Below are 18,839 nucleotides of genomic sequence, written 5' to 3' on the forward strand. Positions count from 1 at the left end.
CATCGGGCCGCCCTCTCTACACACACCGGAGCAGATCACCTGGAACGCCCAGGTCGCGAAGATCGCGCTCATCACGAAAACATGGAGCAGCTCGTGACAACGCAGGACATGGTGGGACAGAAAGCGGTGGCGCGGGAGACCGCCGTACGGGGCGCCCACCCGGTGGGGCCGTTCCGCAGGCGCGCCACACGGCGTGCCCTGCTGGCGTGTGCCGTGCTGGCGGTCGGTGCGCTGACCCTGTCCGCCTGCGGCGGCGACGCCGAGGCGGACAACGGCAAGGGCAGCGGCAAGGGCGCTTCGAGCGGCAAGGGCTCGGACTCGGGCCGCATCTCCACCGCGGAGATCGCCATCTCGGCGAAGGACGGCTCCACCAACGCCTCCATCAACGCCACCGATGTGAAGGTCAGCGGCGGCAAGCTGACCAAGGTCACCATGACCGAGGCGGTAACCGGCAGGTCCGTGCCCGGGTCGCTGTCCGAGGACGGCTCGGTCTGGAAGCCCGAGGACCAGTTGGAGCGCGCGACCCAGTACCGCATATCCGCCACGGCCAAGGACGCCAAGGGCCGCACCTCGGCCGCCAACTCGCAGTTCACCACGGTCTCGCCCAGCCACAGCTTCATCGGCACCTACACCCCGGACGGCGGCACCACGGTCGGCGTCGGGATGCCGGTCTCGTTCACCTTCGACAAGGTGATCACGGACAAGAAGGCCGTGCAGTCCGGTATCCAGGTGACGTCGAGCAGCGGGCAGGAGGTGGTCGGCCACTGGTTCGGCGCCAACCGGCTGGACTTCCGGCCCCAGTCGTACTGGAAGGCCGGTTCCACGGTCACCATGAAGCTCCATCTGGACGGCGTGGAGGGCGCGGACGGCGTGTACGGCGTGCAGGACAAGACCGTGACGTTCACCATCGGCCGCTCGCAGGTCTCCACGGTGGACGTGCACACCCAGACGATGACGGTGGTCAGGGACGGCAAGACCCTCAAGACCATCCCGATCTCGTCGGGCAGCCCGCAGCACACCACCTACAACGGCCAGATGGTGATCTCGCAGAAGTTCGTCCAGACCCGGATGCTGGGCTCCACGGTCGGCTTCGGCGGGGAGTACGACATCCCGGACGTGCCGCACGCGATGCGCCTGACCAACTCCGGCACCTTCATCCACGGCAACTACTGGTACCCGCGCGGCAACCCGCCCTTCGGCCGGCAGGGAACCAGCCACGGGTGCGTGGGTCTTCAGGACGCCCAGGGCGCCCAGGCCGCCACGCAGGGCAAGTGGTTCTACGACCACTCGCTGGTCGGGGACGTCGTGACGGTGCGGAACTCACCGGACAAGACCGTCGCGCCCGACAACGGGCTCAATGGCTGGAACATGTCGTGGAGCGCGTGGAAAGCCGGCAGCGCACTCTGAGGCGGGTCACGCTTGAGGGCGAACACGGCGCGGGTGGACGGGCACGGTGTGCCCGTCCACCCGCGCCGCCCAGGCATATGCGCGTGAACTGGCTTTCTGCGGGGACCAGATGAGGAACTTCTCGCGCAGACCGTACGTTTTCCTGGTTCCTGGACATGATGGCCCGGGAAGGGGCTACGGTATGCACTCACGAGGTGACATGTAGCGACGCCGGGAGAAACCTTGAGCGTTCCGTACGAAACAGCGTGCGAACCAGCCGAGTCGCCCGAGACTCCGGAGGAGCATCTCGCGCGGCTCCTCGGCCGTGCCCTCAACTCCTTCGAGCTGTCCGACGAGGTCCTGGAGCGCCTCGACACCGCCCTGGCCTACGACGGCTCGCTGCACTCCGCGCACCACAGCGCCGGCCTGCACCGCATCACCTACCGGCACACCTGGCTGCTCGCCGACGGCAGCGCGGTCACCCTCTGGGAGCTGGTCCACAACACCGGCCCGACCTCCGCGCCGGGCGCTCCCGAGGCACCCCGTACCGAGCAGCCCGGACGGCACGAGCAGCACGAGCTCTACACCGACGAGGAAGAAATGCGCGCCGCCGTGGCACGGCTGCCGCTCCCGGTGGACGAACCGGTGGGCCTCGACCTGCCCGTCACCATGCCGTCCCCGCCGGTTCCGCTCCCGCGCCACGCGTACGTCCAGGACAACTCCGCGGACCACGCCCGCCGTCTGCTGCGGCGCGCGGAGAACGCCGACCGGCCGGGCCTGGACACGTTACGCCTGCTGGGCACCGCCTTCGCGCATCAGATCACGCAGGCGTTCGGCCGCCCCTCACCGGCCGGTGAGGCCCGGCTGGGCTACGCACTCTACGAGCACGCCTTCCTGCTCGCGGACGGCAGGGAGATCAGCCTCTGGGAGGTCGAGCACACGGCCACCCCCGACGGCCGGCACATGTGCGAGGTCTACACCAGCGAGAGCGCGGCCCGCGGGGCCATGGCGCAGCGAGCCTCCCGCACCACCTGACCGCACCCACCTGACGCATCGTCCGCAGACACCATCCGACCCGACCGTCACTCCGACCCCGGCCCGACCCCTGCCTTGGCCCCGGGCCCGGTCCCGTGCGCCGCACCGCCCCGGCGAACCGCGCCGCCGCACCGCCTCAGCGGCGGCCCTCGCCGCACTGCCAGTTCAGCGGCGGCCCTCGCTGAACTGCCGCACCAGGCCGGCGAACGCCGCCCGTTCCGCGGGGGTCAGGTCGACGGACTCCGTCGGCGGCACCACCTGGCGGGGCATCGCATCCAGGGCCCGGGCCCGCTGCCATCCGGCCGGGCCGGGCCGGCCGCGGCCGCTCTCCTCCCGCCGGGCCGCACCGCGCGGGCCCCGGGACGGCAGGTGCCCCTCCCGCACACGGGCGCCTCCCGCCTGTCGGTCCCGGCGGGACGGGCGCGACGGACGTACCCTGGATGTCGTCCGCACCAGATGGGCGAGCGCGGTCAGGCCGCGCGGCACCGCGGTGCGCACGACGGTCACTGCGACGGTCGCCACAGTCAGAACAGCTACGCCCATGCGTCGAATTGTCGAGACGTGTTCGGACATATCACCCAGTAGACCTTATGGCGCTGAAGACTGATAGGCGATTATGAGACAGAACGGCCCGAAGCTATGGACCCGGCGGATCGGCCGGGGTCCGAAGGCGTCGTGGCCGCCGTGCCCGCCGGGTCCGAGCGCCCTGCCGCCCCGGTGGGGCTGCCCGTCCCGGTGACCCCGCCCGTCCCCGGTGCGCTCATCCGCCTTCACCCACGGCGGCCGCCCCCCACCGCTTCCGTCCCCACCGCCTCCGTCCCCACGGCTTCCGCACGCACGGCTTCCGCCCCCGCCTCCTCGGCCGCCGCCCGTGCCGCCTTGGCGCCCTTCAGCGCCACCACCAGTACCGTCGAGACGAGGACACCCGCGGCTGTCGCGACCAGGTACAGCAGTGGCCTGCCGATCAGCGGCACCACGAAGATGCCGCCGTGCGGGGCCCGGAGCGTGCAGCCGAAGGCCATCGACAGGGCACCCGTGACCGCGCCGCCGGCCATAGACGAGGGGATGACGCGCAGCGGGTCGGCCGCGGCGAACGGGATGGCGCCCTCCGTGATGAAGGAGGCGCCGAGCAGCCACGCCGCCTTGCCGTTCTCCCGCTCGGTGGGTGTGAACAGCCGGCCGCGCACCACGGTCGCGAGCGCCATGGCCAGCGGGGGGACCATGCCGGCCGCCATCACCGCGGCCATCACCTTGAGGCTGCCGGTGGTCGGGGCGGCGAGGCCCCCGACCGCGAAGGTGTACGCGACCTTGTTAAGCGGGCCGCCGAGGTCGAAGCACATCATGAGGCCGAGGACCACACCGAGGATGACCGCGTTGGTGCCGGACAGGCCCTTCAGCCAGTCGGTGAGGGCGCTCTGCAGGGACGCGATGGGCTTGCCTATCACCAGGAACATCAGGAAGCCCACGACGATCGACGAGACCAGCGGCAGGACGACCACGGGCATGATGCCGCGCAGTGGCGCGGGTATCCGCAGCCGGCCGAGTCCCAGCACCACCGCACCGGCGATCAGACCCGCGGCGAGGCCACCGAGGAAACCGGCGTTGATGGTGACCGCGACGGAGCCGCCGACGAACCCGGGAACGAGTCCCGGCCTGTCCGCCATCCCGTAGGCGATGTAGCCGGCGAGCACCGGGATGAGGAAGCCGAAGGCCAGACCGCCGACCTGGAAGAGCAGCGCGGCCCAGCTTCCGTGGTCGGTCCAGGCGAAGTGCTCGGCGACGGAGGGGGCCTTGTCGATGCGGTAGCCGCCGATCGCGAAGCCGAGTGCGATCAGCAGGCCGCCCGCCGCCACGAAGGGCACCATGTAACTCACGCCCGACATCAGCCAGGTGCGCAGCTTCGTCGCGTAACCGTCGCCGTGGGAGCCGGTGTTCCCGACGGGGGTGCGCGCCCCGGACACCGCCGGTGCGCCCCCGGGCGCCCCGGCCCCGCCCTCGGCACCGGCGCTCCCGCTCCCGGGCACCGCCGCGCCATCGGCTGCCGCCCCGACGCCGCGGGCGGCGAGGGCGCGGGCCTCGGCTATGAGGTCGGCAGGGCGGCTGATGCCGGCCTTCACCCCCACGTCGACGGTGGGCTTGCCCGCGAACCGCTCCCTCTCGCGCACCGGGACGTCATGAGTGAAGATCACCGCGTCGGCGGCGGCGATCACGGCCGGGTCGAGCCGGGTGAAGCCCGCCGAGCCCTGCGCCTCGACGACCAGTTCCACGCCCGCCGCCCGCCCGGCGTTCTCCAGGGCCTCCGCGGCCATGTACGTGTGTGCGATTCCGGTGGGGCAGGAGGCCACGGCGACGATGCGCAGCGGTTGTGCGGGAACGGCGCCCGCCGTACCGGGGCCGGACTCCGCGCCGGTGCCGGACTCCGTACCGGTGCCGGACTCCGTACCGGTGCCCGACTCCGTACCGGTGCCCGACTCCGTACCGGTGCCCGACTTTTCCGGGGCGCCGGCCGCCGCGGGTCCCGCCGCCTCCTCGTGTCCGTCCTCTTCCTGTGCCGCGGCCTGTACTGCCGCCTGCGCCGGGTCCTGTACCGGTTCCTGCACCGGCTGCTGTACCGGTTCCTGCGCCGTTTCCCGTGCCGCCGGCGCCGCGGTGTCCGCGCCACCGGCCGGGACCGCGGTGCCGCCGATCAGGGCCGCGGCCCCCGCGGGGTCCTCGACCGAGCGGAGTGCCGCGGTGAAGTCGGCGTCCAGGAGGCGGCGCGCCAGGGCGGAGAGCATCGTCAGATGGGCGTCGTCCGCGCCCGCGGGTGCGGCGATCAGGAAGATCAGGTCGGCGGGGCCGTCCGAGGCGCCGAAGTCGACGCCGCGGGCGCTGCGGCCGAACGCGAGCGTGGGCTCCGTGACGTGGGCGCTGCGGCAGTGCGGAATGCCGATGCCGCCTTCCAGGCCGGTGGGCAGCCGCGCCTCACGCGCGGCGACATCGGCCAGGAAGCCGTCGAGGTCGGTCACCCGCCCGAGCGCCGCCATCCGTTCGGCGAGAGCGCGCGCCGCGGTCTCCTTGGTGTCGGCGGACAGGTCGAGGTCGACCAGGTCCGCGGTGATCGTGCCGCTCATCGCGGGCTCCTTTGCACGCGTACGGAAGGGATCATGGCCTCGGGCCGCCGAGGCGGCGGTCCACGGGCACGTCCGCGGTGACCGTCACCGCGGACGGGACGAGGTCGGACGGGGTGGGCATGGCGCTGCCGGGCAGCCGCACGGCAGCGGCGCCGTGCGCGGTGGACGAGGCGAGCGCGCGGGGCCCCGTGCCGCCCGCGATCAGGAACCCGGCGAGCGAGGCGTCCCCGGCGCCCACGTCGCTGCGTACGGCACCGGCGGGCGCGGTGCCGTACCAGGCACCGGAGGCGTCGACGAGGAGCTGGCCGTCGGCGCCCAGGCTCGCCAGCACGGACCCGGCCCCGAGGCCGCGCAGTTCCTCCGCGGCCCCGAGCGCGTCGCCGAGGGTGGCGAGCGGGCGTCGCACGGCGGCGGACAGCTCGGTGAGGTTGGGCTTGACGACGTCGGGCCCCTCGCGCAGCGCCGCCAGCAGGGCGGGGCCGGAGGTGTCCAGCGCGATCCCGGCCCCGACCGCGTGGGCGCGGGCCACCAGGTGCGCGTACCAGTTCGGGCCGAGGCCGCGCGGCAGACTGCCGCAGCAGGCGATCCAATCGGCGCCCGCGGACCGCTCGCCGACCGCGGCGAGCAGCGCCTCGGCCTCCTCCCCGGTGATCTCGGGACCCGGCGCGTTGATCTTGGTGAGGGTGCCGTCGGGTTCGGCGAGGGCGATGTTGGACCTGGTCAGACCGGTGACGGGGACCGGGACGGCCTCGATGCCCTGACCGGCGAGGAGATCGGCGACGAGCGCGCCGGGGGCCCCACCGAGCGGCAGGACGGCGACGGTGCGGTGCCCGGCCGCGGCCACCGCGCGGGAGACGTTCACGCCCTTGCCGCCCGGATCCATGCGCTCGCCCGTCGCCCGCACCACCTCGCCGCGGTCCAGCGACGGCACCTCGTACGTGCGGTCCAGGGACGGGTTGGGGGTGACGGTGAGGATCACGCGGATGCCCCTGCCGGGTCGGGGCGGCCGTCCACCGGGACACGCAGGACCCGGGTGCCCGCGCGTTCGACGGCGGCGGCGTCCTCGGGGGCCAGGCCGGCGTCGGTGATGAGCAGGTCGACGTCGGCCAGGTCGGCGAAGCGGGCGAAGTGCTCCTGGCCGTGCTTGGCCGAGTCGGCGAGGAGGACGACGCGGCGGGCGGCGGCGACCGCCGCCCGTTTCACCGCGGCCTCGGCCAGGTCGGGCGTGGTCAGGCCGCCTTGCGCGGAGAAGCCGTTGGCGGCCAGGAAGAGGACGTCGGCGCGGATCTCGGCGTAGGCCCGCAGCGCCCAGGCGTCGACGGCGGCGCGGGTGCGGTGGCGTACCCGGCCGCCGACGAGGTGGAGCTGGACACCGGGATGGTCGGCGAGCCGGGCCGCGGTGGGCAGGCTGTGGGTGACGACGGTCAGCGTCGACTCCACGGGCAGCTCGGCGGCCAGCCGGGCGACGGTCGTGCCCGCGTCCAGGATGACGCTGCCCTCGGCGGGCAGTTCGGCGCGGGCGGCACGGGCGATGCGGTCCTTCTGGTCGGCGGCGGTGCCTTCGCGCTCGGCGAGGTCCGGTTCGAAGTCGAGGCGTCCCGCGGGGATGGCTCCCCCGTGCACGCGTCGGAGCAGGCCCGCGCGGTCGAGGGTCTTCAGATCGCGGCGGATCGTCTCCGCGGTGACCTGGAAGGTGTCGCTGAGCGACAGCACGTCGACCCGGCCGCTGTCACGGGCGAGCCTGAGGATCTCCTGTTGCCGCTCCTGGGCGTACATGGCGGGTGCTGTTCCCTCCGGTATCCGGTGTGCGTGGGCTCCTCCGGTGCTTGCCGGGCCCTTCGTCCCGCTTCTTCTGACTGCTCCGCGCTTCTTCCCACTGCTCCGCGCCTTTTCCCGCTGCTTCCCACTGCTCCGCGCTGCTTCTCCGTGCTCGCCGTAAGCACTCGCCGTAAGCAGTGGGGCTTTCTGTTCTTCGTGTCCGAAGCCGTGGGTTTCGGGGGAGCGTACGGCGCAACGGAGGGAAAGTAAATGCGTTCGGGCACGGTACGGAAGCAAACGGGCATTCCCGGGGGACCGATCCGGTCCGTACGGGCACAGGGGCGCCAAGCCGGCCGGGCCCGGCGCACCAGTCCCGGCACGGGCGGACACCAGCACGGGCGGACACCCCGGCGCAGGCCGACACCCCGGTGCAGGCGGACGGCCGCGGGTCCGGACATGAGCGAGCCCCGACGCCGGGGGGAGGGCGCCGGGGCTCGCGGGGGGCATGAGCCCCCCGGGAGGCGCTGCGGTGACGGGGGAATCTCCGCAGCGCCGGTCTTGTCACGCTGCCGCGTCGAACCCGGTGTCCCGGGCCAGCTTCTTCAGCTCCAGCAGCGCGTGCTTCTCTATCTGGCGGATGCGCTCACGGGTCAGGCCGTGCTCCTTGCCGACCTCGGTGAGGGTGCGCTCGCGGCCGTCCTCGATGCCGTACCGCATCTTGATGATGGAGGCGGTGCGGTCGTCGAGCCGGCTGATCAGGTCGTCCAGCTCCTCGCTGCGCAGCAGCGTCAGCACGGACTGCTCCGGCGAGACGGCCGAGGTGTCCTCCAGCAGGTCGCCGAACTGGGTCTCGCCCTCGTCGTCCACCGACATGTTCAGCGAGACGGGGTCGCGGGCCCAGTCGAGGACGTCGGTCACGCGCTCCGGGCTGGTGCCCAGCTCGCCCGCGACCTCCTGGGGCTCCGGATCGCGGCCGTGCTCGCGGTTGAACTCGCGCTGCACACGGCGGATCCGGCCCAGCTCCTCCACCAGGTGGACGGGGAGGCGGATGGTGCGGGACTGGTCGGCTATCGAGCGGGTGATCGCCTGGCGGATCCACCAGGTGGCGTAGGTGGAGAACTTGAAGCCCTTGCGGTAGTCGAACTTCTCCACCGCGCGGACCAGCCCTGCGTTCCCCTCCTGGATGAGGTCGAGCAGCGGCAGGCCGCTGCGCGGGTAGCGGCGCGCGACGGCGACGACGAGACGCAGGTTGGAACGGATGAAGATGTCCTTGGCCCGCTCGGCCTCGGCCATCAGCGCCCGGAGCTCCTCACGGGTGGCACCGGCCTTGTCGGCCGCCTTGCTCTCCACCTCCCCGTCGAGGACCTGCCGGGCGTACACACCCGCCTCGATGATCTGCGACAGCTCGACTTCCTTGGCGGCGTCGAGCAGCGGCGTGCGCGCGATCTCATCGAGGTACATGCCGACCAGGTCGCGGTCGGCGACCTCGCCGCCTACGGCGCGAACACTGCTTGCCGTCTCGGTCGCACCGGAGGCGGACTGTCGACGGGCGACGGCACGGGTTGCCATGCGTGCTCCCTTACGGTGGTCAGGTCGGTGATCAGCGGTTGTCAGCGGTTGTCAGTAGGCTCTGGTACTCAGCGGTTGCGTGTGGTGCCTGACACCGCCCGGGTGCCCTGCATCCGAAGGAAACAACGACTGGAATCCGGACAGAATTCCCAACCCGACCGTCAAATTTTCTGATCATGCAGTATCCTGCACGTCGACACGGGAAGAACACATGGCTGCCCAACCCTCGGAAGTGCAGGTCAGGCCCGGTACCGAGGCCGACCTGGGCGCACTCACGGACATCTACAACCACTACGTCCGCGACACGGCCATCACCTTCGACATCTCGGTCCTCACCCCCGATGAACGGCGCCCGTGGCTGCTCTCCCACCCTCAAGACGGCCCCCACCGGCTGTTGGTTGCTCAGGACCGGGTATCCGGCACGATCCTCGGATACGCCACGTCCGGGCCGTTCCGTGCGAAGCCCGCCTATGCCACCTCCGTCGAGGTGAGCGTCTACCTCGCACCCGACGCGGTCGGCCGCGGTACCGGCACGCTCCTCTACAAGCACCTCTTCGAGGCCCTCGCCGAGGAGGACGTGCACCGCGCCTACGCCGGCATCGCCCAGCCCAACGTCCCCTCCACCCGGCTCCACGAGCACTTCGGCTTCCGGCACCTCGGCACGTACCGGGAGGTGGGCAGGAAGTTCGGCAGGTACTGGGACGTGGCCTGGTACGAGAAGCCGCTGCCGTAGACCGCCCGGGCCCGCACCCCCTCCCGGACCCGCACACCGGCCTGGCCCCGGCCCGCGCACCCGCCCCGGATCCGCCACACCGCACCACCGCACCACCGCACCACCGCACCACCGCACCACCGCACCACCGCACCAGGCGTCACACACCACCTCGGGTGTCCCGCACGTCTCGTTGTCCGGTACACCGGGTGCTATCTACACAAAGTCGCCACGAGAGGGTCCGGTCGTATATGCAGGCTTGTTACATATGGCGCCATGCGGTCCCTACAGTGGTGACATGACAACGGCTCCCGCTTCATGCGCGGTTCCCGCGGCCTCCGCTTCCTGCGACACCCCCGGACCGCAGGCCGAACGGAGGCGGGCGTCCGAGGCGGCCGAGGCGTCCGTCCGGCGGGAGCCGCGCTGGCTCGACGACGAGCAGCAGCGCATCTGGCGCTCCTTCATGAACGCCACCATGCTGCTGGACGACCACCTGGACCGCCAGCTCCAGCGTGACGCGGCCATGCCGCACCTCTACTACGGCCTGCTGGTGCAGCTCTCCGACGCACCGAGGCGCCGGCTGCGGATGACCGAGCTGGCCAGGCAGGCCAAGATCACCAGGTCCCGGCTCTCGCACGCCATCGCCCGCCTGGAGAAGCACGGATGGGTGCGCCGCGAGGACTGCCCGTCGGACAAGCGCGGGCAGTTCGCGGTCCTCACGGACGAGGGCTCCGCGGTACTCGGCCGCGCCGCTCCCGGCCATGTGGAGGCGGTCCGCCAGGCGCTCTTCGACCGGCTCACCCGGGAGCAGCAGCGGACGCTCGGGGAGATCATGGGAGTGATAGCCGAGGGCCTCCAGCCCCGGGAGGCCGGTGCGGACCTGCCCTGGCTCCGTTAGCCGGAGCAGCCTCCCGCCGCCCGCGGGCGGCGCATCCACCGCTCCGGCCGCAAGGCGTACGCACGGGTTCCCCGCACCCCTTGCGGAGCGCGGGGAACCCGTGCGGAGGACCGGCGGCAGGTCGGCGGCGGGATCCGCCGCGGGACCGTGCCACCCTCAGTGCGCGATGACCGGCACCTGCACCTCGTCCGCAGCCTCCCGGCCCGCGGACCCGTAGCGCGTGGCGCCCCCGGTGGAGCCGGCGGCCGTCGGCGCGCCGGTGCCAGGGCGCCCGGTGGTGACGAAGGTCAGCGCGATGAGCGCGGCGAGCAGCAGGATGCCGGTGGCGACCCAGATGGCGCTGGTGTAGCCGTGCACCATGCCCTGGAGCTGGACCAACTGCCGGGCCGGCCCGGTGGTGGCGCCCGCCGCGTGGCCCGCGAGGTACGAGCCGGTCGCGGAGGCGGCGATGGTGTTCAGCAGGGCCGTGCCGATGGCGCCGCCGACCTGCTGGGAGGTGTTCACCATCGCGGAGGCCACACCCGCGTCGCGGGGCTCGACACCGTGCGTGGCCAGGGACATGGCCGGCATGAAGGCCGTGCCCATGCCCAGGCCGAGCAGCAGCATCGCCGGCAGCAGCAGCCCCGCGTACGAGGTGTCGACGGCCAGTTGGGTGAGCAGCAGCATGCCGAGCGCGGCGGCCAGGAAGCCCGGGCCCATCAGCAGCCGCGGCGCGACGCGGGTCATCAGCCGGGCGCCGATCTGCGTGGAGCCGGTGATCATGCCGGCGATCATCGGCAGGAAGGCGAAGCCCGTCTCGACCGGCGAGTAGCCCTTCACGACCTGGAGGTAGTAGGTCAGGAACAGGAACAGCCCGAACATCCCGATGATCGCGAGGCCCAGCGAGAGGTACACGCCGGCGCGGTTGCGGTCGGCGACCACGCGCAGCGGCAGCAGCGGCGCCCTGACCTTGGACTCGGTGAGGCCGAAGGCGACGAGCAGCACGGCCGACGCGACGAACAGGCCGAGGGTGACCGGGTCGGTCCAGCCGCTGGACTCGGCGTGCGTGAAGCCGTACACCAGGGACACGAGGCCGAGGGTGGCCATGATCACGCCGGGGATGTCCAGCGGGGAGCGGTTGCGGCCGCCGGCGGGCTCGCGGATCACCAGGAAGGCGCCCGCGGCGGCCACGATGGCGAACGGGACGTTCACGAAGAAGGTCCAGCGCCAGTCCAGGTACTCCGTGAGGAAGCCGCCGAGGATCAGGCCCACGGCACCGCCGCCGCCGGCGATCGCCCCGTAGATGCCGAACGCCTTGGCACGTTCCTTGGCGTCGGTGAACATCACCGCGAGCAGGGACAGCGCGGCGGGTGCGAGCAGTGCGCCGAACGCGCCCTGGAGCGCACGCGCGCTGAGCATCATCACCTCGTTCTGCGCCGCGCCGCCCACCGCGGAGGCCAGGGCGAAGCCGCCGAGGCCGGTGACGAAGGCCCGCTTGCGCCCCCACAGGTCGGCGATGCGCCCGCCGAACAGCAGCAGGCCGCCGAAGGCGAGGGCGTAGGCGGTGATGACCCACTGCCGGTTGCCGTCGGATATGCCCAGGTCGTGCTGGGCGGACGGCAGCGCGATGTTCACGATCGTCGCGTCGAGGACGACCATCAACTGGGCGAGGGCGATGAAGAAGAGGGCGCGCCAACGCCGGTTGTCGGCGTCCGGCCGCTGGGCGTGTCGTCCCTTGGAGAGGGCGGTTTCGGACATGAAGGTACCCGTTTCGATAGTGCGCAAGATCGTGACGTCTGCGTGGTGATGAGGGAGACGAACGAAGAGGAAGAAAGAAGGAGGGAGAAGGACAGGGAGGAGGGGCGGGAGAGGGAGAGGAGACGAGGAAAGCGACGAATGAGACTCGGCCGGGGCCGTGCAACTCATCGCTGATGCGTCTGATGTGACTTATGTAACTGATCTGACTGATGGACCCGGCGGGCCGTGGCTGTCGCCGGGCCGGTGCCGGGAGGGTCCGGGCGCCGCACTGCGCCGGGACCATGTGTGACGCGGCCGTGGCTGGCCGGTTCTTTTCGGTGATGCCCCTGGCTGCCTTCGGCAGGGGCCCCCGGCCCCGGGCGTGGCCGGCCGGGGTCGGGACGTCGGTGCTGGGTCAGGCCCGTTGCCGCAGGTCCTCCAGGGTGGCGGCCGTGCCGGGCAGGACGGATCCGGCGGGCGACATCAGGCCGTCGAGGAAAAGCTGCAGATGGCGGTGTACGTAGCGGTCGATGCCCGAACAGGCGGTGCCGGGCAGCGGTCGGGTGAGCTGGGAGAGGGCGATCATCAGATCGCCGACGCCGATGTCGGCACGCAGCCGCCCTGCGGTGCGCGCCCTCTCCAGGAGCGCATCGAGCACGGCTTCGAGGCGGAGCCTTACCGCGATGAGGTCCGGGTGGTCCTTGTCGAAGCCGGCGGTGAGCAGCGGGCACAGCGCGCCGATCCGCTCGTCGGCGGCGGCGTGCACGAACCGCCGCAGCTCGGCGGACGGGTCGCCGCCCGCCGTGTCCGCCGCGGCGACGGCCCGCTCGGCCAGGTCCGTGACCCGGTCGAGCACCGAGACGACCACCTGCCGCATCAGTACGTCGCGGTCGGCGAAGTGGCGGTAGACCGTGGCGTTGCCGACGGCGGCCCTGCGGGCGATCTCGTCGAGCGGCACCTGGGCGCCGTGCTCGACGAACATCTCACGGGCGGCGGCGATGATCCGCTCCCGGTTGCGCAGGGCGTCGGCGCGCATCCGGGGCGCCCGGCTCTGCACACTGGCGGCGGTCGTCACGGCCTGCTCCTTCACTGCGGTGGTTCTGCCGGCCCGTTCCCCCGGCTGCTCTCCGAGGGAACGTCCCCGTTCCGTATGGACACACGGTCAAACGGGGAGAAGGTCCCCGGATATTTCCCGACATTCCTGTGACCTGCGTCACGCACCAGGACGTCTGCGGAAATTCCATGGAAACCCACGATCGGTCGCACCCAGCGAGCGGACCCGGGGCCACCGGCACAGGGTGATCGCACAGGGTGCAGCCAGGCGGTCCGGCTGCCGCGGGCGGAGCGGAGGTCACGCATGCAGCCGACCGGCCGTCTCATACGGGGCCCCCGCCGTACGGTGCCGCTCACCGCGCTGACCACGCTCGCCCTTGCGGTGACGGTCTCGTCGAGCACCGCACCGCGGTCCGGCGGCCCCGGCACCGCCGCGGGCCCGATCGCCCCGCCGCGCACCGCGGCGCTCGGCCCCTGCATGATCAGCGGCTCGCTGGGCGTGCAGATGTCCGAGGGTGTGCCCACGGCGCCGGGCTACGCGCACTCCACCGGTACCGTGCACGCCCTGAACCTGATGATCGACTTCCCGGACACACCGGGCCAGGGCAGTGCACTGGAGCGCCTCGACGAGTTCTTCCCGCAGACCCGCAACTGGTTCCGCGCCGCCTCCTACGGCCGCCTGGACTACCTGCCGCGCGCCCCCGTACGGCACTGGCTGCGGATGCCCAGGACCTTCAAGGCGTACGGCATCGAGCGCGGCGCCCCCTTCGAGCCGGGCTACCGCAAGCTGGTCGACGACATCATCGCCAAGGTGGACCCGGTCGTGGACTTCCGCGACTACGACCTGCTCAACGTTCTGATGACGCCGAACGCGGGTCCCTCGGCGCTGAACACCGTGCTGTCGGTGACCTTCGCCGGCAACCACGACGCGCCCATGGCGGACGGGGTGCCCGTCTCCAACGTCTCGTTCGTCTACAGCCGCCAGGACGACGGCTCCGGCTCCTACGCCCGCACCGGCTACCGGGTGCTGCCGCACGAGAACGGCCACATCTTCGGCCTGCCCGACCTCTACACCCGCCAGGGCGGGGGCTCGGTGGGCCACTGGGACATCATGAGCGAGGACTGGGGTGCCAACAACGACCTGCTCGCCTGGCACAAGTGGAAGCTCGGCTGGCTCGACGACGACCAGGTGGACTGCGCCCCTGCGGCCGGCGCGAGCGAGCACGTGCTGACGCCGCTGGCCGGCCGGGGCGGCACCAAACTGGTCTTCGTCCCGCTCGGCGCCACCACGGGCCTCGCGGCCGAGGTCCGCACGCGCGCGGGCAACGACGAGGCCGTCTGCCGGCCCGGGGTGCTCGTCTACCGCGTCGACGCGGACGTGGACACCGGCGAGGGGCCCGTCACCGTGTACGACGCCACCCGGCACAGCGGCGGCTGCACGCGCAGCCCCAATGTGCACGCGGAGCTGTCCGACGCCACCTTCACGCCCGGCCACACCTTCCGCGACCGTGCCTCCGGCGTACGGATCACGGTGCTCTCGGTGGACGCGCGCGGCGCGTACCGGGTGCGGATCAGCAGGCGGTGACGGAGACGGCGCCGGTTCCACTCCCGCGCGGCCCCGGCCCGGCCGCGCCCGGTGGCGCAGCCCGGTCCGGGGCGGCCGGACGGCGGCGTCCGGCAGGACGCGGCAGCGCGCGTACGGGTCGCCGCGCGTACGGGTCGCCGTCCGCGGTGGTCACGCTCCGTGCGCCCCGGCGGCCACCGGGGTCCGCCGGCCGGCCCCGACGGCGTACGCCTCGCGCGGCGCTCCCGCGGGGCGCGGCAGTACCGCCTTCGCCGGAGCCGCGGTGTGCTCCGCTGCTGCGCGTGCCGCGTTGAGGTCCGCCACACCGAAGAGGAGTGCGTAACCGCGGGGCAGGCAGGCCAGGATCCGGCGGGTCAGCGCCTCCCCCGCCTGCTCGGCGAGGACCGTGAGGACCGTTCCGGTGGCCCAGCGCGCGGCGGGCTGGGGGAGGTTGAGGCGGGTGGCGACCGCCGCCACGAATCCGGGCGCGGTGAGCGGCTGGGTGAGCGGGATCTGACCGGCGAACAGCTCCGCGGCACCGGTCGGCAGCAACCGCGCCAGTTCGCAGCGCTCCTCGCCTATGACGTGACCGCCGAGGACGGCCAGCACGGCGTTCAGGACGCGCTCCGCCTCCTCGTCGCCGCCGAATCCGCCCGAGGTCCGTATGCGCTGCACGAGTGCGCGCCGGCTCATGGTCAGCCGTCCTTCCTGTGCTGTTCTGGTGCGTGCCTGTTCTGGTGCGGTCGTGTCCGGTCCGGTCCGGTGCGCGTTCCGGCCCGGTGGGTGCCTTGTCCGGCCCGGTCCGGTCCGGTGGGTGGTCCGGTGCGCGTTCCAGCCCGGTGGGTGCCTTGTCCGGCCCGGTCCGGTCCGGTGGGTGGTCCGGTCCGGTGGGTGGTCCGGTGCGCCCGTGTCCTCGCCGCGGAGCGGGCCGCGGCCAGGGGGCCGCCCGGTGTGCGTGCGATGGCCGTGCGGTGTGCGCTGTGCGCGGAGTGGCGTGCGGAGGGCGGGCCCGGCGGGGGCCCGGGGCCGCCCTCCGCGGTGTGGGCGGGGCCGGTGCGGGGAGCGCGCCCCCTGCGGACTCAGCCGCTGATCTGCCGGGGTGCGCCCGCCGCGTTCACGGCGATCTTGCGGGGCTTGGCACGCTCGGCGATCGGGATGCGCACGGTGAGGACACCGGCGTCGTAGTCGGCGCTGATCCGCTCGGCGTCCAGGGTGTCGGAGAGCACGAGCTGGCGGGAGAACACGCCGAGCGGCCGCTCCGACAGCTCCATCCGCGTGCCCTCGGCCCGCGCGGCCGGACGGCGCTCGGCCCGGACCGTCAGCATGTTCCGCTCGACGTCGATGTCGATGGCGTCCGGGGAGACACCCGGGAGGTCGAGGGCGATCACATACGCGTCACCCTCGCGGTACGCGTCCATCGGCATCGGCGACGGCCTCGACCACGTGCCCGACGTGCCCAGTAGCTGCTGGCTGAGCCGGTCGAACTCACGGAAGGGATCGGTACGCATCAACATCGTGGCAACACCTCCGAGTTGGTTCTGTTCTGCCAATGCGTCCACCTGGCTCCTGTTGTAGCATGTCATCGGAACGACGACAAGTTCTGACGTCATCACGACGACGACGTGCCGCGCCGGCATCGCCGATACCGCCGGCGCCCCGGGTCCACCGGCACCGACGGCCCCCGGCGGCGCCGCCGATCACTCCGCGAGGACCCGCAGCACCAGCCGTCCGTCCGGCGCACCCCACGGAAGGAGCCGCTCACGATGCCGCACGACGACCGGCCGCCCCGCACCGCGCCACCGGCGCCGAACCCGCCCGGGACCGGGCCGCTCCCCGGGCACCGGCCCCGGCACCGGGCCGGGGCGCCCGCAGCGGACCAGGCCGGGCCATCCCCCACTCCGCCGCCCGCCCAGCCGCCCGCACCCGCCTCCTTCCTGGCCGCCGCCTCCGCGCTCGCCGCCATCGACGAGGCCGTGCGCGCGGCGGGCCCCGCGGAGGGCGGCGGCGCGGCGAGCGGCGGCACCGGGCCGGGGAGCGCGGCGGCCGCGGGCCCCGGGGCCGGGGACGGCACCACGGCGGCCACCCCGGAACAGGCCCTGGCCGCGCTCGTCCTGCTGCGCGAGGTGCGCCACCGGCTCGCGGGCTGGGAGCCGGGCCTGATCGAGGCGGCGCGCACGGCGGGCGCCAGTTGGGCCGACCTCGCCCGCCCCCTCGGCGTCACCAGCCGCCAGGCCGCCGAGCGGCGCTACCTGCGGCTGCGCCCCGGTGACGAGGGCACGACCGGCGAGGAGCGGGTGAAGGCCACCCGCGACCGCCGCGCCGCCGACCGCACGGTCACCGCCTGGTCCCGGGCCAACGCCGCCGACCTCCGCCAGCTCGCCGGCCAGATCACCGCCCTCACCGACCTGCCCGCAGAAGCCGGCTCCCCCGTCGCCGACCTCGCCCGCGCGCTCGCCGACAGCGACCCGGCCGCCCTCGTCACCCCGCTGGCCGACACGCTCCCGCACCTGAGGCACGCCCATCCCGAACTGGCCGCCCGCGTCGGCTCCCTGACCGACCGGACCAGGCAACTCCGCCGCCGGAGCGACGACCTGCGCCGCGGCGGGAGCTGACACGCACCGCGCCCGGCCCCCGGCACACGCCGCACGCGGCCCCGAGCACACGGCCCCGAGCACACTCCGCACACGCCCCCCGGCCGGGCTCCCACCGGGCCGGGGGGAGCCCGGCCGGCTCCGGCGGAGTGGTCGTGCGCCACCGCCGCGGGGGGCGTGCGCCACCGCCGCGGTGAGGTTGTCCGGCCGCGACCGGGCCGCGGACCGGCGGGCGGCGCGCCCCGCCGACGGGGAGCGCGTCCCGCCGGCGAGCAGGTGCGCCCCCTGCCGTGGGCGGCGGTGGGACGGCAGCCGTCGTGCGGCTCCCGTTCCCGTCGGATACCTTCGCGGCAGGGCCACCGGGCGGCGGGTGCCGGCCGGTGCCGCCCGCTCGCCCCGGCCGCGGCAGGGGCGCCCCTGCCAGGGAGACGACGACATGAAGATCCTCATCGCGGGCGCCGGCGCCGTCGGCGGTGTGGTGGGCGCGGCGCTGCTCGGCGGCGGGCGCGAGGTCACGTTCCTCGTCAGGCCCGCCAGGGCGGAGCGGCTGCGGGAGCGCGGGCTGCGGGTCGCCACCGGCGAGGACACGCAGGTGCTGCGGCCCGATGCGGTCACCGCCGACCGGCTGGAGGGGCCCTACGACCTGGTGCTGCTCGCGGTGAAGGCCGCCGCGCTCGCGCAGGTGACGGACGACCTGGCGCCGGCCGTCGGACCCGGCACCGCGATCGTGCCGTTCCTCAACGGCATGGCGCACATGGACGCGCTGACCGGCCGGTTCGGGACCGCGGTGCTCGGCGGCACCCTCAAGGTCGCGGCGCAGCTCGGCGACGACGGCACCGTGGTGCTGATGGCGCCCGGCATCCGGATCGAGGTGGGCGAGCTGGACGGTGCGGACACCCCGCGGCTGGGCACGGTGGTGGCGGCGCTGGACGTGCCCGGCATCGAGGTGCACGGCCGCAGCGACATCGTCGACGCGATGTGGGCCAAGTGGGTGTTCATCGCCGCCGTCGGCGCCGTCACCTCCCTGATGCGGGCCCCGGTCGGGGACGTGGTCGCGGTGCCCGGGGGCACCCGCTTCGCCGAGGCGGTTCTCGACGAGATCGCCGGGGTCGCCCGGGCCTCGGGCCACCGGGTCGCCGCCGCGGACCTCGCCGCGACCGGGGCCGTGCTGACCGCACCCGGGTCACCGACCACCTCGTCACTGGCCCGCGACCTCGTCGCGGGGCGGCCCACGGAGGTCGACAGCGTGCTCGGCGACCTCTGCGACCGCGCCCGCGACCTGGGCGCCCCCGTCCCGCTGACCGAGGCCGCGACACTGGCACTGCGCGTGCACGACCAGCGCGTCGCGGGCCCGGGACAGCCCGCCTGAACAGGCCCGCGCCCGCGACGTGCACCGCCGGGGGCACCGGGACGACGGGCAGCCGGGCCCGCGTGAGCCGGGACG

General features: G+C 73.5%; 16 protein-coding genes. 7 read left to right on the forward strand and 9 right to left on the reverse strand.

Features of this window, described 5'->3' with window-relative positions:
- Nucleotides 1–81: 81 nt before the first annotated feature.
- Both IE313_RS16940 and IE313_RS16945 read left to right on the forward strand, forming a co-directional pair.
- Complete coding sequence (locus IE313_RS16940) at nt 82–1,407, forward strand: L,D-transpeptidase (protein WP_189932959.1); 1,326 nt, start codon at nt 82–84, stop codon at nt 1,405–1,407.
- A gap of 222 nt (nt 1,408–1,629) precedes the next feature.
- Nucleotides 1,630–2,421: a DUF6227 family protein gene (locus IE313_RS16945; RefSeq protein ID WP_189932961.1), complete on the forward strand. Its 792-nt coding sequence runs from the start codon at nt 1,630–1,632 to the stop codon at nt 2,419–2,421.
- Between the two features lie 165 nt (nt 2,422–2,586).
- Here IE313_RS16945 and IE313_RS16950 read toward each other — a convergent pair whose 3' ends face one another.
- The 5 genes from IE313_RS16950 to IE313_RS16970 form a co-directional block, all read right to left on the reverse strand.
- Nucleotides 2,587–2,964 carry a hypothetical protein gene (locus IE313_RS16950; RefSeq protein WP_189933159.1) on the reverse strand — a complete coding sequence of 126 codons (378 nt, stop codon included), beginning with the start codon at nt 2,962–2,964 and terminating at the stop codon, nt 2,587–2,589.
- 227 nt (nt 2,965–3,191) lie between these two features.
- Nucleotides 3,192–5,534: a PTS fructose transporter subunit IIABC gene (locus IE313_RS16955; protein WP_189932963.1), complete on the reverse strand. Its 2,343-nt coding sequence runs from the start codon at nt 5,532–5,534 to the stop codon at nt 3,192–3,194.
- 31 nt (nt 5,535–5,565) lie between these two features.
- On the reverse strand, nt 5,566–6,513 hold the full coding sequence (gene pfkB / locus IE313_RS16960) for a 1-phosphofructokinase (protein ID WP_189932965.1): 948 nt from the start codon (nt 6,511–6,513) through the stop codon (nt 5,566–5,568).
- Complete coding sequence (locus IE313_RS16965; RefSeq protein ID WP_189932967.1) at nt 6,510–7,310, reverse strand: DeoR/GlpR family DNA-binding transcription regulator; 801 nt, start codon at nt 7,308–7,310, stop codon at nt 6,510–6,512. The genes pfkB and IE313_RS16965 overlap by 4 nt, the downstream gene beginning before the upstream one ends.
- A 543-nt stretch (nt 7,311–7,853) precedes the next feature.
- Entirely contained in the window at nt 7,854–8,861 is a 1,008-nt protein-coding gene (locus tag IE313_RS16970; protein WP_189932969.1) for a sigma-70 family RNA polymerase sigma factor, read from the reverse strand.
- A gap of 211 nt (nt 8,862–9,072) precedes the next feature.
- On the opposite strand from IE313_RS16970, the gene IE313_RS16975 reads away from it, so the two are divergent.
- Together IE313_RS16975 and IE313_RS16980 are read left to right on the forward strand one after the other, a co-directional pair.
- Nucleotides 9,073–9,594, forward strand: coding sequence for a GNAT family N-acetyltransferase (locus tag IE313_RS16975; RefSeq protein WP_189932971.1), 522 nt, complete (start codon nt 9,073–9,075; stop codon nt 9,592–9,594).
- A gap of 277 nt (nt 9,595–9,871) precedes the next feature.
- The gene (locus IE313_RS16980; protein ID WP_189932972.1) at nt 9,872–10,471 is read left to right on the forward strand and encodes a MarR family winged helix-turn-helix transcriptional regulator; all 600 of its coding nucleotides are present in this window, start codon (nt 9,872–9,874) and stop codon (nt 10,469–10,471) included.
- A gap of 156 nt (nt 10,472–10,627) precedes the next feature.
- Here the strand turns inward: IE313_RS16980 and IE313_RS16985 are convergent, their stop codons facing one another.
- Complete coding sequence (locus IE313_RS16985) at nt 10,628–12,208, reverse strand: MFS transporter (RefSeq protein ID WP_189932974.1); 1,581 nt, start codon at nt 12,206–12,208, stop codon at nt 10,628–10,630.
- Nucleotides 12,209–12,602: 394 nt separating this feature from the next.
- A complete protein-coding gene (locus tag IE313_RS16990) occupies nt 12,603–13,262 on the reverse strand; it encodes a TetR/AcrR family transcriptional regulator (RefSeq protein WP_373317006.1) in 660 nt (219 codons plus the stop codon).
- Nucleotides 13,263–13,544: 282 nt separating this feature from the next.
- Here IE313_RS16990 and IE313_RS16995 point away from each other — a divergent pair, with 282 nt between their 5' ends.
- Nucleotides 13,545–14,825, forward strand: a complete 1,281-nt coding sequence (locus IE313_RS16995) for a M6 family metalloprotease domain-containing protein (RefSeq protein WP_189932976.1) — start codon at nt 13,545–13,547, stop codon at nt 14,823–14,825.
- Nucleotides 14,826–14,975: 150 nt separating this feature from the next.
- Here the strand turns inward: IE313_RS16995 and IE313_RS17000 are convergent, their stop codons facing one another.
- Both IE313_RS17000 and IE313_RS17005 read right to left on the reverse strand, forming a co-directional pair.
- A complete protein-coding gene (locus IE313_RS17000) occupies nt 14,976–15,497 on the reverse strand; it encodes a DUF2267 domain-containing protein (protein ID WP_189932978.1) in 522 nt (173 codons plus the stop codon).
- 386 nt (nt 15,498–15,883) lie between these two features.
- Nucleotides 15,884–16,318 carry an Hsp20/alpha crystallin family protein gene (locus tag IE313_RS17005; RefSeq protein ID WP_189932980.1) on the reverse strand — a complete coding sequence of 145 codons (435 nt, stop codon included), beginning with the start codon at nt 16,316–16,318 and terminating at the stop codon, nt 15,884–15,886.
- A gap of 249 nt (nt 16,319–16,567) precedes the next feature.
- On the opposite strand from IE313_RS17005, the gene IE313_RS17010 reads away from it, so the two are divergent.
- Nucleotides 16,568–17,416: a type III effector protein gene (locus IE313_RS17010; RefSeq protein WP_229924695.1), complete on the forward strand. Its 849-nt coding sequence runs from the start codon at nt 16,568–16,570 to the stop codon at nt 17,414–17,416.
- Nucleotides 17,417–17,831: 415 nt separating this feature from the next.
- Nucleotides 17,832–18,764, forward strand: coding sequence for a ketopantoate reductase family protein (locus IE313_RS17015; RefSeq protein ID WP_189932982.1), 933 nt, complete (start codon nt 17,832–17,834; stop codon nt 18,762–18,764).
- Nucleotides 18,765–18,839: the final 75 nt, after the last annotated feature.

Source organism: Streptomyces sulfonofaciens (genome assembly GCF_014656295.1).
GTDB classification, from domain to species: Bacteria; Actinomycetota; Actinomycetes; order Streptomycetales; family Streptomycetaceae; genus Streptomyces; species Streptomyces sulfonofaciens.